This window comes from Paradesulfitobacterium aromaticivorans (assembly GCF_054657415.1).
Window position 1 is genome coordinate 2,078,408 of sequence record NZ_BAAHYT010000010.1, and the last position, 15,014, is coordinate 2,093,421.

Annotated in this window: 17 protein-coding genes and 2 pseudogenes; 15 read left to right on the forward strand and 4 right to left on the reverse strand. The window is 43.8% G+C overall.

All coding sequences use genetic code 11. The features are described 5' to 3' along the window. Positions 1–248: 248 nt before the first annotated feature. A pseudogene (locus ACYQ2N_RS15940) lies at positions 249–1,037 on the forward strand (amidohydrolase); the annotation flags it as partial. Positions 1,038–1,619: 582 nt separating this feature from the next. On the opposite strand, the gene ACYQ2N_RS15945 reads toward ACYQ2N_RS15940, so the two are convergent. Next, the gene (locus ACYQ2N_RS15945) at positions 1,620–2,393 is read right to left on the reverse strand and encodes a hypothetical protein (protein WP_460000288.1); all 774 of its coding nucleotides are present in this window, start codon (positions 2,391–2,393) and stop codon (positions 1,620–1,622) included. Positions 2,394–2,715: 322 nt separating this feature from the next. Between ACYQ2N_RS15945 and ACYQ2N_RS15950 the strand changes: the two genes are divergently transcribed. Both ACYQ2N_RS15950 and ACYQ2N_RS15955 read left to right on the forward strand, forming a co-directional pair. Next, positions 2,716–3,003, forward strand: a complete 288-nt coding sequence (locus ACYQ2N_RS15950; protein WP_460000289.1) for an RNA polymerase sigma factor — start codon at positions 2,716–2,718, stop codon at positions 3,001–3,003. Next, positions 2,966–3,604, forward strand: a pseudogene (locus tag ACYQ2N_RS15955) (amidohydrolase family protein); the annotation flags it as partial. The gene ACYQ2N_RS15950 and the pseudogene ACYQ2N_RS15955, both read left to right, overlap by 38 nt. Before the next feature lie 1,118 nt (positions 3,605–4,722). Here ACYQ2N_RS15955 and ACYQ2N_RS15960 read toward each other — a convergent pair. Continuing rightward, positions 4,723–5,472 carry a hypothetical protein gene (locus ACYQ2N_RS15960; RefSeq protein WP_460000290.1) on the reverse strand — a complete coding sequence of 250 codons (750 nt, stop codon included), beginning with the start codon at positions 5,470–5,472 and terminating at the stop codon, positions 4,723–4,725. Positions 5,473–5,779: 307 nt separating this feature from the next. Between ACYQ2N_RS15960 and ACYQ2N_RS15965 the strand changes: the two genes are divergently transcribed. Then, positions 5,780–6,313, forward strand: a complete 534-nt coding sequence (locus ACYQ2N_RS15965; RefSeq protein ID WP_460000292.1) for an RNA polymerase sigma factor — start codon at positions 5,780–5,782, stop codon at positions 6,311–6,313. After that, positions 6,300–7,106, forward strand: coding sequence for a DUF4367 domain-containing protein (locus tag ACYQ2N_RS15970; protein ID WP_460000294.1), 807 nt, complete (start codon positions 6,300–6,302; stop codon positions 7,104–7,106). Before ACYQ2N_RS15965 ends, ACYQ2N_RS15970 begins: the two co-directional genes overlap by 14 nt. A 45-nt stretch (positions 7,107–7,151) precedes the next feature. Here the strand turns inward: ACYQ2N_RS15970 and ACYQ2N_RS15975 are convergent, their stop codons facing one another. Beyond that, positions 7,152–7,580 carry a hypothetical protein gene (locus ACYQ2N_RS15975; RefSeq protein ID WP_460000296.1) on the reverse strand — a complete coding sequence of 143 codons (429 nt, stop codon included), beginning with the start codon at positions 7,578–7,580 and terminating at the stop codon, positions 7,152–7,154. Between the two features lie 374 nt (positions 7,581–7,954). Here ACYQ2N_RS15975 and ACYQ2N_RS15980 point away from each other — a divergent pair, with 374 nt between their 5' ends. Continuing rightward, positions 7,955–8,281 carry a nucleotidyltransferase domain-containing protein gene (locus ACYQ2N_RS15980; RefSeq protein ID WP_460000297.1) on the forward strand — a complete coding sequence of 109 codons (327 nt, stop codon included), beginning with the start codon at positions 7,955–7,957 and terminating at the stop codon, positions 8,279–8,281. After that, on the forward strand, positions 8,278–8,631 hold the full coding sequence (locus ACYQ2N_RS15985) for a HEPN domain-containing protein (RefSeq protein ID WP_460000299.1): 354 nt from the start codon (positions 8,278–8,280) through the stop codon (positions 8,629–8,631). Before ACYQ2N_RS15980 ends, ACYQ2N_RS15985 begins: the two co-directional genes overlap by 4 nt. Here ACYQ2N_RS15985 and ACYQ2N_RS15990 read toward each other — a convergent pair. Then, entirely contained in the window at positions 8,570–9,268 is a 699-nt protein-coding gene (locus tag ACYQ2N_RS15990) for a Druantia anti-phage system protein DruA (RefSeq protein WP_460000301.1), read from the reverse strand. The genes ACYQ2N_RS15985 and ACYQ2N_RS15990 overlap by 62 nt on opposite strands. Before the next feature lie 586 nt (positions 9,269–9,854). Between ACYQ2N_RS15990 and ACYQ2N_RS15995 the strand changes: the two genes are divergently transcribed. The 8 genes from ACYQ2N_RS15995 to rplS all read left to right on the forward strand — a co-directional run bounded on the left by ACYQ2N_RS15995 (position 9,855) and on the right by rplS (position 14,870). Next, complete coding sequence (locus ACYQ2N_RS15995; protein WP_460000303.1) at positions 9,855–10,214, forward strand: putative DNA-binding protein; 360 nt, start codon at positions 9,855–9,857, stop codon at positions 10,212–10,214. 65 nt (positions 10,215–10,279) lie between these two features. After that, on the forward strand, positions 10,280–11,638 hold the full coding sequence (ffh, locus tag ACYQ2N_RS16000) for a signal recognition particle protein (RefSeq protein WP_460000305.1): 1,359 nt from the start codon (positions 10,280–10,282) through the stop codon (positions 11,636–11,638). Between the two features lie 66 nt (positions 11,639–11,704). Beyond that, a complete protein-coding gene (gene rpsP, locus ACYQ2N_RS16005; protein ID WP_460000306.1) occupies positions 11,705–11,968 on the forward strand; it encodes a 30S ribosomal protein S16 in 264 nt (87 codons plus the stop codon). A 24-nt stretch (positions 11,969–11,992) separates the two neighbouring features. Beyond that, a complete protein-coding gene (locus tag ACYQ2N_RS16010) occupies positions 11,993–12,223 on the forward strand; it encodes a KH domain-containing protein (protein WP_460000307.1) in 231 nt (76 codons plus the stop codon). Positions 12,224–12,280: 57 nt separating this feature from the next. After that, positions 12,281–12,784 (forward strand): ribosome maturation factor RimM, encoded by a 504-nt coding sequence (gene rimM, locus ACYQ2N_RS16015; protein ID WP_460000308.1) that lies wholly within the window; start codon positions 12,281–12,283, stop codon positions 12,782–12,784. Next, positions 12,784–13,617 (forward strand): tRNA (guanosine(37)-N1)-methyltransferase TrmD, encoded by an 834-nt coding sequence (trmD, locus tag ACYQ2N_RS16020; RefSeq protein WP_460000310.1) that lies wholly within the window; start codon positions 12,784–12,786, stop codon positions 13,615–13,617. Before rimM ends, trmD begins: the two co-directional genes overlap by 1 nt. Next, positions 13,618–14,175, forward strand: a complete 558-nt coding sequence (locus ACYQ2N_RS16025) for an RNA methyltransferase (RefSeq protein ID WP_460000311.1) — start codon at positions 13,618–13,620, stop codon at positions 14,173–14,175. 350 nt (positions 14,176–14,525) lie between these two features. Continuing rightward, complete coding sequence (gene rplS / locus ACYQ2N_RS16030; RefSeq protein ID WP_460000313.1) at positions 14,526–14,870, forward strand: 50S ribosomal protein L19; 345 nt, start codon at positions 14,526–14,528, stop codon at positions 14,868–14,870. The last annotated feature ends 144 nt before the right edge of the window (positions 14,871–15,014 follow it).

Genomic DNA, 15,014 nt, shown 5'->3' on the forward strand with positions numbered 1-15,014 from the left:
TCTCATATTATACCAGATTGTCGTTTCTCTTGCACTTTAAACATTCCATGGTGCGGCCTTGTCGAGCAACTCCATCACCGGAAAAACTTATGAGGTGCCTTCTCTCCGGAAACTCGAAAAGACCCCGAAGAGGTTTCCCTGATTGGGGCTGATTCGACGATTCGACAAATGTCGGGAAGTACCAGACCCCTTCTGGGAGGAAAAGGGAAACCCCCGAAACGATCTTCGGAGGCCTTTTCCGACCCGTGCATAAGGCGGGGGACGGACGCATCCAAGTGATGTTTGGCCCGCACGCCCCCTACACCTGCTCTGGGGATTTTCTGCAGGAAGTTAAGGCAGAAGCTGACCGATACGGGGTCGGAATTAATATTCATGTAGCGGAAACTCGGGATGAGATCAAAATTATCCGGGACCAGTACGGCAAAACCCCGGTTGAGTGGCTGGACGAGCTCGGGCTTTTCGGGGGGCAGGTGGTGGCAGCCCATTGTGTCCATTTAACGGAAAAAGATATGGACATTCTCGCCGCCAAGGGAGTAGCCGTGGCTCATAATCCGGAGAGCAACATGAAGCTGAACAGCGGCACGGCACCCATTCCAGAACTGCGTGCCCGCGGAGTGACGGTGGGTTTAGGCACGGACGGGGCTTCAAGCAATAACAATCTCGACCTCTTCGGTGAAATGCGTTCCGCCGCCTTCCAGCAAAAGCTCAAAGCAGGTTCAACCGCTCTTCCGGCCTATGAAGTCCTGGAAATGGCGACCATCGGCGGGGCTAAGGCTCTGGGCCTTGAAGAAGTGGGAATGCTCGCTCCGGGCTTTAAGGCCGACCTCATCGGCATTAACCTGGACCAGCCCCATTTTTACCCGCGTTTTTCCATCCCCGCCCACCTGGTGTACTCGGCTCACGCCGGAGACGTTCGCACTGCGATTGTCAACGGCAAGTTCTTAATGGAAGAAAGGAAGCTCCTCACCCTTGATGAACAGAGGATTTGTCAAGAGGTTGAGGAGCGGGCCAAGAGGATTGAGGGAGAATTGGCTTAGCCGGACTTACTTTGAATGATTAATAGAATAATCATCAGCTATGATATCGCGGGGTCTCTCTTGTACTTTTTTTATTGAATTAATTAATACGTATCCAAATATCACTCCGCTAATTATTGCAGCCTGATCATTATAATTCCAGGGTAATAATATTGGATAAACAAAATTCCCGATTGGAGAAAAATATAACAAATGTGAGGTAGTTATAACTAATGTAGGAATTCCCAAAGTAACAAGTTTTAGCCAATCTATTCCCCAGCTTCCTCTAATTTTCATTTTAGTTAGAAAATTTGGGCCCTCTAAAAGTAGCCCCATTAACACTGGGAATATCGCGTCAAATATCATAGATGGATAAGCATTAAGGGTTTGGGATTTTTCTAAGTTTAATTTAAGTCCGTAGGAGAGACAAAAATACAATGATACACATATCAGCATTGAATAAATGACATATACTAGTACACGTTTATTAATCTTAGTTCCTCTCCTCTCATTTTAGTTACCTTAATTTTAAAAATAACAAGTATTATTAAACTTGAAAAGTGCTACAGGCTGAATTTAGGTTTTTATGTCTTAATTTTAATTCTAGAACCAGCCGACTGATGAGTTTATTGTAGTAATATAACCCCATGAACCGTAAACCGTACCATAAAGTTGTGCCTGAAAGCTTTCAGATGGGTATATATATGGCCAATTTGCCCATTCTCCATCCCACCAGCCAATAGTGTTCGAGGTGTAGGGGCTACTACTTGAAAAATAAGGATAATAATCGCTGCTGGTAGCTGATGCGACAAAACTCCCACCTTCAACTTTTACACCCATAGCAGCTGTCTGGAAATGAGCATCATGAGTATAATAACGAGTTTCGCCCCTGGTCCAGTAACCTGTCATGCCGGTCCACTTATAATACCTCAGATCACCAGTGGAACCGTAAACGTATTCCCAGTAAGCAGTTTCATGTTGAGTAATAGTCGAAATTACTGTATCTGTTCCTGAACCTGAATTTGCATACGCAATAGTTGGCGACAGTAAGTGAGCGATACCAGATTCAGTGACATTTTGGATGTTTACAGGTACTTCCAAATCGGTTTGACCAATATAATGAGTTTCTCCATCTTGAACATACTTGCGAATCAGTTTATGTTTGGCCTTAGTGTGCAACGGAATCTGTTTCCCATCTTTATCAATTGCGGAAGACACTATTTTTGGAGTCAGAGGCAAATTATCTAATACAACATCCTCGTCCGATTCTATTGAGCTGGATATAACATGTTTTACGGGTGGCTGAGCTGAAACAACATAAGGAATTAGTGTAAATATAATTGTTAATATCAATAGCAGACGTTTCTTTTTAACCATTTTATTCATCCTTTCTTATTTTTAATAAAGTAAGTTTCCCTAAACCTAAATTCAGCCTGAAAGCAACCCTGGGATCTAAATAAATTTTTTAGTTTTTAAGGGATAAAGGATAATGTCTCATTCCCCCCTCTATAGAAAGTATTTAATTCCGTCGCCTACCATATAGAGTATCTTAGGACATATTTTGGTTACATCTTTTCTAAAAAAATGTTAGAATATTTTTCAGAACACCAGAGTCTGAGAGGGGGAGAGGCTATGTCAAATACAGAAGACCCAAACCCCATATCCATAGAGATTTTCGAAGCACTGTGTGAGCAGCATTATGAAAATATCTATTACACTTTTTATCACTAAGGATCCGGTTCTTGCGCAGGATGGGGTTCAGCAAGCGTTTATAAAGGCTTTTAAAGAGTTTGGCACACTAAGGAAAAAAGAAAGATTTTCTTCTTGGATCGTTGCAATTGCCCTCAATGAAATAAAGCATATCAAAACAAGAGAATCCTACCTTAAAATAGTTCCGATAGACTCAAGCCTTCATAAAATAGCTTCGTCAGACGATGATTTAGACATAAAAATTGATCCGGGACCAGTACGGCAAAACCCCGATTGAGTGGCTGGACGAGCTCGGGCTTTACGGGGGACAGGTGGTGGCTGCCCATTGTGTCCACCTAACGGAAAATGATATGGATATTCTCGCCGCCAAGGGAGTGGCCGTAGCTCATAATCCGGAGAGTAGTATGAAGCTTAACAGCGGCACGGCCCCCATTCCTGAACTGCGTGCCCGCGGCGTGACGGTAGGATTGGGCACGGACGGAGCTTCGAGCAATAACAACCTCGACCTCTTCGGGGAAATGCGTTCGGCAGCGTTCCAGCAAAAGCTAAAGGTAGGTCCAACCGCTCTGCCGGCCTATGAGGTCATAGAAATGGCCACCATCGCCGGGGCCAAGACTCTCGGACTCGAAAAAGTAGGAATGCTCGCTCCGGGCTTTAAGGCCGACCTCATCAGCGTTAACCTGGACCAGCCCCACTTTTACCCGCGCTTTTCCATTCCTGCGCATTTGGTGTACGCGGCTCATGCCGGAGACGTGCGCACCGTAATCGTGGACGGTAAAATCTTAATGGAAGAAAGGAAACTCCTCACGCTGGACGAAAAGAGGATTTGTCGGGAAGTAGAGGAGCGGGCCAAGCGGATTGAGGGAGAATTGGCTTGATTAGAATATTCCAGCGAAGACAATCTTGGAGCCTTTTCTAACTTGGAATTTAATCATAATGATCTTCTCCAATATCATCAATTTTCCAATTCCCAATATTATTTTCTCTAATTTAGAAATACTCGGCTTCGACAGTCTGTAGGCATAAAAATCGCCTTAAAACCAATTGCGCCAAGGGCTTAAGGCAATTGTGGATAACATTGTCGTGTATCTACGTTTTTGACTCCTTCAGAACGGAAATACCTCATATTTTCGCGGGTTCCGGGATTTCAAGCAAGAAGAATTCTCTTTTGTGCTTCGGTTAATTCCGTTCCCTGCTATACTTTTCTGTCAATCAATTCGTATTCTTCAGGTCCAAGTCTTCCAACTCCGACGCAAGTTTTTCCACGTTTGGCGCGTGTTCACCTCCGGCTAGTCTGACGAGAAGAAGAGCCAACCAACATAGAGCAACATGGGCGCGAATACGTTCTTCCTTGCGATTACACACTGGGTGAAGTTCTAAAGAAGCGTATCATCCGTGGTGCGAATCAGGCATTTTCCGTCCATCCGTTCCATCTCTTTTATGGCCCGGGTATTAACAGTATCGATTAAAAATAGGATGTATAGTAAGTATCTGTACCAGTCATTCCCGAAAACTCTTCATTATCATATAATGTCTCCGCTTTAATTCTATAAGTCACACCTGTATAACCAGTAAGCCAACTATAACTAACTTTCTGAATAAGGTCCGTTCTAGGATATGGTAAGATATAACTGCGATATAAACCATTCGAGAAACTACTTCCATATAATGTTGAAACAGTACCATTATAGGTATCCACTAATGTTACGTCTTGTATTAGTGCTGATCCTCTTGAAATCTCTGGACTATATGATGATACAATATAGACAAGATAATCATGTCCATCAACATATTGATAACCGTTTTGATCATATTGATTACCAACATAAGTAGTGTGTACATTAAAACTTTTTATACCGAAATCTGGGCTCCATCCTGAATGAGTAGAAGTTCCGGATGCTGAAACATCGGTAGCATAAGCATTTCCTACAAGAACTAGATTAATAATATTATAGAAAATAAGATATATAAATATTTCTTCATTTCCCTTACCTCCTTATAAATATAATTTAGATTTATCGATAATAAAACCTCTATTTTGGTATTGCTTGTTTATTTCTAAGGATGTTTTATCCTTAGCTTCCTTTTTTATTTTTTTCCAATAGTCTTCATGTTCATTAACAATTTGTCTATCTATTTGATTATTAGTATTTTTTAAAACTTTTAGTTCACCTTTTTTTATTCCAGCTTCAATTGCATAATCATAAGCTTTCTTAAATGTAACTATTCTGTAAGCATTATAGTATTCATATGTTTTCCAATAATCTTCAATACTTATATTAGCTGCGGCACAAAAATCATCTACTAATTTTTTAGTAGTAGCTACTGTTTCATACAATACTCTTTCTGATTCGATAAAATCATCAATTTCGTCTTTTGACGGAAGAATATTATTTTTTATTGCATAACTAATTATCAATTTTTCCTCAACTAAAGTGTTAAAAACTGCTTTATCACTTACATCCACATCTCCAGCTACTTGCCGCAAGCCTTTTCTAAATTCAATCTCTTGAATAGTAATTGGTAATAAATTAACATTTGTAACAACATCTTCGTTATTTACTAATTTATTTTCTACTGAGTTAATTGATTTAGAAAGCAGTTCAGAATTAGTTTTAATGTAATTACCTGCTAATTCAATATATTTTTGATCAGCATAAGAATAATGGTTTGATATACCAAAAGTTCCTGCAATAAAAAGTAGAGATAAAAAACCTACAATTAAAAATCTTAACTTTTTGGTCATTAGTATACCTCCTCGAAATCCGTTTTTAACTCATAGTCATATAGTATCTTCAATTAAAAAGTAAGTTAACGCTTATTTTTTCAGTACCCATTATTCACTTCGTTTTCCAGCTATTTGATTATGTTTTATTTTAGATAAAAAGGAATTAAATGATTTAATGAAGTTGTAGAGGGATTAGATACGTCTCTTGGAATCAGTGTAACAGGCTGCCCAAGAAACTATATATTCCTCTACGCCCCTTTGGGTGGTTGTCTTACTGAGTTCGTTTTATTTACTAATACCATTTCATTGAGAGGGGGGAGAGGCTGTGTCAAATATCGAAGACCCAAACCCGGTTTCCATAGAGATGTTCGAAAGATTATGTGAAGCACACTATACGGATATCTATTACACTGTTTGTTACATTACCAAAGACCCAGTTCTTTCACAGGATGGGGTTCAGCAAGCCTTTATCAAGGCTTTTCGAGAATTTCATAAACTAAGAAAAAAAGAAAAATTTACTTCTTGGATCGTAGCCATTGCTCTTAATGAAATGAAGCATATCCAAAAGAGGGAAGCTCACCTCAAAATCGTTCCGATAGACTCAAACCTTCATAAAATAGTTGCGGCTGACGATGATTTAGACATGAAGCTGGATGTCCAAGAGGTACTTAATAAACTTAATGAGCATGAAGCGGAAATTCTGGTACTGAAATACTTTGCCGATTTATCAGTGGCCCGGATATCAGAAATATTAGAAATCAGCGAACAAAATGTCAAACAAAGACTGCATAGGGCTAGGTTAAAGTATCGTGAATTGACCGAAGCGGAAAATGGCGGTGATTATCATGGCATATTCTGAAATAGAGTTTCAAAAGAAGATCAAAGAACATATCGCCAAGGAATTGGCTAATACCATTGAAGTTCCGCCATTTGAAGAGCAGTGGGCGAAGGTTAAAGGCGAATTATTGAAAGAAATTACTAAGGCAGAATCAGAACCTACTCCGGCGCAGTCAGAACCTACCTCAGCACAGTCAAAACTCAATAGGTTTAGGATGCGCAAGCTGGCGTGGGTCGCTGTTGTCGTTATGGCTATAGGATCCTTCAGTATGATCAGCCCGAATGTTGCCAATGGTTTTGGCAGTAAAATCGTAGAATTCTTTAACTTCGCTATTGGCAAGACTACTCGCAACCAGGCGGTAACATATAAAAACCCGAATGAACCGAATGTTCCTCCCGATGTTAATAAGGTCGATGTCCCGCAAGCAAAAGAAGTCAGCCTTGCTGAAGCGCAAGCTTTAGTTTCGACGAATTTGGCTGTTCCCAGCTACCTCCCTCCAGGAATGAAGCTTAGGCGTGCGTTGTTCACTAATCTAAATAATGACTTTTACAATCTTACTATCGAATATGAATTAAACGGGAACGTCATTGTTTTTGAGCAGGAGAGAATTGCTAGGGCAACATCGAGGGGTACCTTATATGACACAGATGATACAGTGGTTAAAGATTTAGTGATTAATGGGAACCCCGCTGTACTCTTTAGCCATAAAAGTGGCATGAACACAATAAACTGGCAGCTGAGAGGGTTATTATTGCACATTTCAGGGAAATTAGATCAAAAGGAGCTTGAAAAAATGGCTCAGTCTATCACTTGATCACATTTTGAGGCAGACCGCCCATAGGTTCTGGGTTTCTCTGATTTAGTAGATGTACACAGATTGAGAATAGGATTGCGCTTTTTCATTAATTCCGCCGTCAACTGAAGTATGATCTGCAATAACACGGTAGTAATATCCTTTGGAGACGGATAAATACTGGGTTCCGCTGACATAGGACGAAGAGTAGTCAGTATATTGGTAGCTATTCACGGTGTACCACTGACCGCTTGAGTAATATTGAAGATAAAGCGTTAATCCTATTCGATCAACGGCATAACTCGTAGAGGTATACCCTGTTATCATTATGAGACCTTCACCGAGATCAGAAATCCGGCATTCTCCACCGGCGATGGTCACGTAAGATGCCGGGGTAACAGTCCCGGTTAGCTCAGTGGTAGTTGGTGAAGCTAATACCGGTGTAGCAAACAGCAGCATCGAAATCAGTAATAAGACAGGAATAAGCTTTTTCATTAGTTGTACCCCTTTCATTAAAGTACTTTGTGATTGCATAGTCCTCAATTTTAGCCATTTTTTCTCATGGAGTAGCCCCCTAATGCCGCTTCATTAAATCACCTTCCTTTACCGTATAAGTTAATTAATGTCCTTCCAACTTATAGAGTATCTGGGAATGGACTTTGGTTACATTTCCAGAAGAAAATTGTCCGGGAATTTTCCGATGTGCAAACCTAACGTGACAATCTGGCTTAAGCCAGGGAACAGTTAAAAATAAGTTAAGAAATAGGCGTAAGAAAACAAGCCCTAGGGTTTTTGGGGCTTGTTTTATAGTCTATATGGAAAATCATACCGTTTTCTGGTATACTTTTTACAGGAAGGAGGAAAATCCGATGACCAATCCTACCTGGCAAAAGGCTATTGAGGAATTTAGCAGAACTATTAAGCGAAAATTAGCATCCAATATCAAAGATGTCAGACTTTTTGGTTCGGTAGCTAGGGGAAACGGCACTCCCGAGTCTGACATAGATATTTTGGTTCTTGTAGAAAAAGAAGATAAATTAACTGATGATACGATAATGGATAGTGCTGTAGATGTTAACCTAAATTACGATGTGGTGATTTCACCTATCATTATGACCGTCTCCCATTATACTAACCAACTTTTCAAAGAGACTGCTTTCTATTATGCTCTTGAGCAGGAGGGAGTCTCTATATGATACCTGATTTAAGCAAGTGGAGATTAGAAAAAGCCGAAGTTACTTTTAGAGATGGGGAAGAACTTGAACGCCTCGGCTCATATCATAGTGCGATAAACAGATATTACTATGCCGCATTTCACGCGGTACGTGCGCTATTGGCTACAAAGAGTCTTGATTCAGCAAAACATTCGGGCGTCATATCATATTTTAATAGAGAATTTGTTAAGATCGGTGTGATAAGCCGGACATCCAGTCGGGCTTTGTCTGATTTATTTAGACTTCGTTCTCACGCCGATTACGATGATTTCAGAGAATTTTCCAGAGAAGATTGTAATATGGTCGTGCAGCTAGAGATAATACTTTGCTAGCCAGATTTTTCACCTTAACCCAAGGAAAGATTAAAAACCGGCTGTTATTTACAATGAGGAGCAACCGCTGACTGCGAGCTTCTTTGTTCCAGCCAATCCACGTATCCCGCTCGGACAAAGCCCACGATGACGCTGAAAACAGCAAGCAACCCAGCCGTTGTTTCGGTTCATTCCCGGACCAAATAAAATACCGTTGATGAGCACCAAACGGACGCTTGTAACCCAAGACATGATACCGCTCTACGTATTCATTCCACAAACGAATGCTGTACCGACTACGTACGGCTTCCAGCTTAATGGGAGATACATCCCCTACGATTCCATGCAGGTCTGGTTTCGCCTCAGTCTGTTCTCCGGTTAGGATTTGTTCTTCTTGTGAAAGAGGCTTGGTAGTTCGTTTTTTCGGTAACACGATCTCGGACTGTTTTTCAAGCTTCTCTAACAATTGCTGGCAGGCATGAATCTTATATTTACCATTCGGATCCACCCAAGATAACCCTTCACAAATGGTTTTGGCCAACTCGTACCGGCTTAATTGAGGAAACATCTGTACGATATACTTAGCATCCTGCAATTCTTGTTCGCTAAACCATCGTCCGCTCAGTAAGGTGGCTTCTTTTTCGTTAGAATGTTCCATAGTGCGATCAGCTCCTTCTGGATATCCCACACTATTATCTCATCATAACGGCAAAAATCTGTCCAGCCTTACTTTGCGAAAAAATTTTTCTAACAAAACCTGTTATCCCTTACCAGCATGAAATCTAAAATTTATGCGTCAGTTCTGGCATCCTCTAGCGACATCATCTTTCACATCCTTTTGTCCAATAATTCACCGGTATGTAACTGATGAAATCCCCTCATTCTCTCTTGGCAGCAAAGTTAATCTCACCGTTGTTATTTGCAGGTTTTATAGGGGAAACCTTAGTTACTGTAAGATTCTAGGGGATTGGGGAGGTTTTCTCTAGGAGAACTTGAATGAAGCCCCTCAAAATCAGTAAAGCTATGCCTAATAGAATTTTGCTTTTTTTCGTAAAATTCAAATTCATAATATTATCTCCCGGTTGAGAAATTATTAGCGTGAAATAGAAACTATCTCCATTTATTGTATCATAGAACACCGATATTTTATCACTACGTTTTTATTAGACGCTAACCTTGACAAACATCCTGCTTTGCTCTAAAATACCTCCTGTAAAGTAAAAATGCTTTACAGGAGGTTTCCTATGGAAAAGATAGCCCAAATGGCCCTCCTTGCGGATTTTTATGGACCGCTCTTGACCGAGAAGCAGAGAAACGCCTGGGATTTGCATTTTGAGCAGGATCTTTCCCTGGCTGAGATAGCCGAAGTGGAGAAAACCAGCCGCCAGGCTGTTCATGATATGCTGAAACGGACTGAGCGGATTTTATTGGAATATGAAGAGAAGCTGGGCTTGGTCCAGAGGTTCATCAGTGAGCGGGAAAAGCTTTTGGAGATCAGCGGGCTGCTGGCGGAAATAAATACGGATGACTTTGCCAACGGCTCTGCTTTGAAGCGGCATCGGTTAATCCGGGCCAAACTTGAAGATATTTTACAGGAACTATAAGACGAGGATTGGACGGAAAGAATTTTTTAGAAGTCATGCACCGGTAAAGGAAAGTGGGGGAAGGCATGTTTCAGGGCCTAAGCGAAAAACTGCAAGAGACATTCAAACGGCTCAAAGGCAAAGGGAAGCTTAACGAAGCAGACGTCAACGAGGCTATGCGGGAAGTGCGAATGGCTCTCCTGGAAGCTGACGTTAACTATAAAGTCGTCAAAGATTTTGTGGCTAAAGTCAAGGAACGTGCTGTCGGACAGGAAGTCTTGGAATCCCTGTCTCCGGCCCAACAGGTCATTAAAATCGTCAATGAAGAAATGGTTGAGCTCATGGGCGGGGTCAGCAGCAAAATCCAGATTGCATCCAAACCTCCGACCGTGATTATGCTGGTAGGGTTGCAAGGAGCCGGTAAGACCACCCATGCTGCCAAATTGGGCAATATGCTTAAAAAACAGGGCAAACACCCGTTAATGGTTGCCTGTGATATCTACCGGCCGGCGGCGATCAAACAGCTTCAGGTGCTGGGGGAGCAGATAAATATTCCGGTGTTTGCGGAAGGGCAGAAAAACCCGGTGGAAATTGCCGGGAATGCCCTGCGCCAGGCGGGGATGACGGGTGCGGATGTGGTAATCATCGATACTGCCGGACGTCTCCATATTAATGAAGAATTGATGGAGGAGCTCAGCAATATCAAAAGCGCAGTCAAGCCTCATGAAATCCTGTTAGTGGTCGATGCCATGACCGGTCAGGATGCTGTGAACGTAGCGGAGAGCTTCCACAATCAACTGGGTCTTGACGGGGTGATCCTGACTAAACTGGACGGGGACACCCGCGGCGGGGCTGCCCTTTCCGTAAAAGCGGTAACAGGCTGTCCGATTAAGTTTGCCGGAATCGGGGAAAAAATAGATGCCCTTGAGGCTTTTTACCCGGACCGCATGGCTTCACGAATCCTGGGGATGGGGGATGTCCTGACTCTGATTGAAAAGGCTCAGCAGGCTTTTGACGACAAGAAAGCCAAGGAAATGGAGCAAAAACTGCGCAAGCAGGAATTCACCCTGGATGATTTTCTCGATCAAATGCAGCAGATAAAAAAGATGGGCCCGCTGTCCTCCGTTCTCGAGATGATTCCCGGCGTGGGCAAGCAGCTTAAAGACGTTCAGATTGATGAGAAAGAGATGGGACATGTTGAAGCCATTATCCGCTCCATGACTGCCGAGGAGCGCCGCAAACCTGTTATTATCAAGGATTCGCGCAAACGGCGGATTGCTAAAGGAAGCGGCACCAGCATTCAGGAGGTCGGGCGCTTGCTCAAACAGTTTGAACAGATGCAGAAGATGATGAAACAGTTTGCCGGGGGCGGCATGGGCCTTCTGGGCAAGGGCAAAAAAGGGAAAAAGGGCAAGGGCCCAGGCATGAAATTTCCTTTTTCCTAATCCAGCTTCTATCTAAGTTTAAGATAGATTATAAGAGAGTATCCTAGTGAGGAGGTGAAATATTTAATGGCAACGAAAATTCGTTTACGCCGCATGGGAGCTAAGAAAAACCCGTTCTACCGCATGGTTGTGGCAGACTCCAATTCTCCCCGTGACGGGCGTTTTATTGAAGAAATCGGATATTATGATCCCACTAAGCGTCCGGAGGTTCTTAAAATTGACGAGGAAAAAGCCCTGAAATGGCTGTCTACCGGCGCTCAACCTTCTGATACTGCTAAATCTTTGCTGCGCCAAGCAGGAGTCTTAGCTAAGTTCCACTCTAAGAACTAGAGATTGGTGAGGGGGGTGGTTCCTGTGAAGGAACTTCTGGAAGTCCTCGCGAAAGCCTTGGTAGATCACCCCGAAGATGTCATGGTTGCCCAGGTGGAGACAGAGAAGAGTGTTAACTTGCAACTGGTGGTAGCTCCTGGAGATATGGGCAAAGTGATAGGGAAGCAGGGGAAGATTGCTAACGCAATTCGTACGCTTGTGAAAGCGGCTGCTGTCAAAGACGGACGCCGGGTTCATGTTGACATTGACCAATGACGTTGAGAAGGGCGCTAAGCCCTTTTTGGCGTTTTATCCACGGGAAGGGGCAGCGGTATGGACGAAGTCTTGGTAGGAGCGGTTGTAAAAGCGCATGGAGTTAAAGGGGAGTTAAAAATCTATCCCCTGACCCATGATCCGATGAGGTTTAAACATTTGCGCGAGATCATTCTGACCAATGGTGCAGCGAAGCAGCGTTTTACGGTAAAAAATGCCGTGGTCCAGCCAGACTTCGTCTACCTAGCCCTTGATGGGATCGAAAGTATGGATGAAGGGGAAAAATACCGGGGCTGGGAAGTCAGGATAGACCGTTCTGAGGTGCCGCCGCTTGCAGAAGGATGGTATTATTTTGAACTGGAAGGGCTTCAAGTCTACGAGGGGGAGCGGTATCTGGGAATACTGACCCAGGTGCTGGAAACAGGTGCCAATGATGTCTACCTTGTCCAAGGGCCATTGGGGGAAATTTGCGTTCCGGCGCTGAAAACTGTTGTGAAGAAAGTTGATGTTGCGGGGCGGCGCATGGATGTCGAACTACCGCCAGGGCTGGTGGAAGAGGAATAATGATTAAGTTTACCGTACTCACCCTGTTTCCGGAGATGTTTGCTCCGATTCAAGAAAGTATTCTAAAACGGGCGCAAGAAGCTGAGCTGCTACAGATTGAGCTTGTCAACTTTCGTGCTTATGCTTTAAGCAAGCATAAGAATGTGGATGATGTCCCTTATGGCGGCGGTCCAGGCATGGTTTTAAAACCGGAGCCGATTTACGCTGCGGTCAGGGATCTGCCAGGACCTCAAGAACCTCAGAGTGTACGCAAAATCGTCCTTCTGACCCCGCAGGGACGTCTTTTCAACCAAAGTTTGGCCTGGGAGCTAAGTGCTCTGGATGAAATCGTCTTAATCTGCGGGCATTACGAAGGGTTTGACGAGCGCATCCGGGACTTGGCAGATGAAGAGGTTTCGATCGGGGATTTTGTCTTAACCGGCGGTGAACTGGGCGCTATGGTTGTGATTGATGCGGTTTCCCGCTTGGTTCCCGGGGTTTTGGGAGAAAGCGGCTCTTGTGCGGACGATTCGCACAGTCAGGGAGTGCTGGAATATCCCCAGTACACGCGTCCGCCTGAGTTTGAAGGGAAGCTCATTCCGGAAGTGCTTTTATCCGGTCATCATGCCAATATTGAACGCTGGCGTCGTAAGGAAGCTCTGCGCCGTACCTTTACGCGCCGACCGGATTTGATTCCTGCACTTGAATTTCTTCCCGGTGATTATCCCCTGTTGGAAGAGTTGACGGCCGAGATTCCGGAGATCGGTGCCTGGAGAGGGAAGTGGGAGCACCTGCGCCCACCTAAAAAGAAGCGTCGTTCTTTACAAAACCCTTCTTCAAGGGAGGAAAGCTGAATGGGCGATCTTTATCTCGCTTTGATTCACGCCCCTGTTTACAATAAAAACATGCAGATTGTGGCTACTTCCATCACCAATCTGGACATTCATGACATTGCCCGCTGCGCTGCGACTTTTGGCCTGAAACGCTACTATGTGGTACATCCGGCGGAGGCACAAAGGTCTCTGGCTCAAAGGATTATGGCTTTTTGGCAGGAAGGGTTTGGCGCGGAGTATAACCCTGACCGCCAGCAGGCCTTTGCGCGGGTGCGCTTGGCTGTGGATTTGCGAGAAGTGCTGGAGGAGATAATGCAAGAGCAGGGACACTATCCGGCTCTGGTAGCGACAGATGCCCGAAAGTATCCTAATACAATTAGCTATGCAGCCATGCGCGAACGACTGGAACAGGAAGAGTCCCCTGTTTTGCTGCTTTTTGGCACTGGCTGGGGTCTGGCACGCGAGCTTATGGAAAGTACGGATTTTATTCTTGAGCCAATTTACGGGCCGGGAGAGTACAATCATCTTTCAGTCCGTTCAGCTGTAGCGATTATTTTAGACCGTTTGCGGAGTTCATGAGTTTTGGTTACTGCTTAGGTATTCAGTATTCAGTATTCAGTAGTCAGAATATTTCCAGACAATAAAGCAGACTTACTTCAGGTGGAGAATTAACGGCACATGAAGTCTAGTTGACTTATCTCTGTGGGGACAAACCGCTCTCTCATTCTGACTCCTGACTCCTGAGTACGCTTGCGTAGCGCTGACGCTTATGCTAAAATATATGGGGTTGATAACGGATGGTCCTCTCGCTGGCAGAGCATTTTTAGTGCCATGGTTGCATCGCAAAAAGATCTTAGAAGCTCAGAAGTTTTACATCGCTCTGTGTAACCAGTGTATGAACATCTAGGCAAGGAAGGGGGGAAATTATAATGGATTATATTCGTATGATTGAAGAAGAACAGATGAAAAAAGATCTTCCTCACTTCCGTCCTGGGGATACGGTTCGGGTTCATGTCCGCGTTGTCGAAGGAAGCCGAGAGCGTATTCAGGTTTTTGAAGGAGTAGTGATTAAGATGAAAGGCGGCGGGCTGAGAGAAAATTTCACCGTGCGCCGTGTAACGTCTGGAGTAGGCGTGGAGAGAACTTTCCCGCTTCATTCTCCGCGACTTGATAAAATCGAGGTAGTTCGCATGGGTGTTGTGCGCCGGGCGAAGCTTTACTACCTGCGCGGGTTGTCTGGCAAAGCAGCTCGAATCCGTGAGCGTCGCCGCTAAAAGTCCAAGAGAGCCACAAGCCGGGCTCTCTTTTTTACTCTCTGCGACAGTTATCTTATTACAAATTGATTTCTAACTTGAGTGCGCAACATCCAAATTTTACTGGTGGTATGCTCCCAAAATACCTTGTTCATACTAAGCCTA

Bases quoted from the DNA above. Each gene is read 5' to 3' on its own strand.
- ACYQ2N_RS15945 (WP_460000288.1), bottom strand. From the start codon at position 2,393: ATGGTTAAAAAGAAACGTCTGCTATTGATATTAACAATTATATTTACA.
- ACYQ2N_RS15950 (WP_460000289.1), top strand. From the start codon at position 2,716: ATGAAAATATCTATTACACTTTTTATCACTAAGGATCCGGTTCTTGCG.
- ACYQ2N_RS15960 (WP_460000290.1), bottom strand. From the start codon at position 5,472: ATGACCAAAAAGTTAAGATTTTTAATTGTAGGTTTTTTATCTCTACTT.
- ACYQ2N_RS15970 (WP_460000294.1), top strand. From the start codon at position 6,300: ATGGCATATTCTGAAATAGAGTTTCAAAAGAAGATCAAAGAACATATC.
- ACYQ2N_RS15975 (WP_460000296.1), bottom strand. From the start codon at position 7,580: ATGAAAAAGCTTATTCCTGTCTTATTACTGATTTCGATGCTGCTGTTT.
- ACYQ2N_RS15980 (WP_460000297.1), top strand. From the start codon at position 7,955: ATGACCAATCCTACCTGGCAAAAGGCTATTGAGGAATTTAGCAGAACT.
- ACYQ2N_RS15985 (WP_460000299.1), top strand. From the start codon at position 8,278: ATGATACCTGATTTAAGCAAGTGGAGATTAGAAAAAGCCGAAGTTACT.
- ACYQ2N_RS15990 (WP_460000301.1), bottom strand. From the start codon at position 9,268: ATGGAACATTCTAACGAAAAAGAAGCCACCTTACTGAGCGGACGATGG.
- ACYQ2N_RS15995 (WP_460000303.1), top strand. From the start codon at position 9,855: ATGGAAAAGATAGCCCAAATGGCCCTCCTTGCGGATTTTTATGGACCG.
- ffh (WP_460000305.1), top strand. From the start codon at position 10,280: ATGTTTCAGGGCCTAAGCGAAAAACTGCAAGAGACATTCAAACGGCTC.
- rpsP (WP_460000306.1), top strand. From the start codon at position 11,705: ATGGCAACGAAAATTCGTTTACGCCGCATGGGAGCTAAGAAAAACCCG.
- rimM (WP_460000308.1), top strand. From the start codon at position 12,281: ATGGACGAAGTCTTGGTAGGAGCGGTTGTAAAAGCGCATGGAGTTAAA.
- trmD (WP_460000310.1), top strand. From the start codon at position 12,784: ATGATTAAGTTTACCGTACTCACCCTGTTTCCGGAGATGTTTGCTCCG.
- ACYQ2N_RS16025 (WP_460000311.1), top strand. From the start codon at position 13,618: ATGGGCGATCTTTATCTCGCTTTGATTCACGCCCCTGTTTACAATAAA.
- rplS (WP_460000313.1), top strand. From the start codon at position 14,526: ATGGATTATATTCGTATGATTGAAGAAGAACAGATGAAAAAAGATCTT.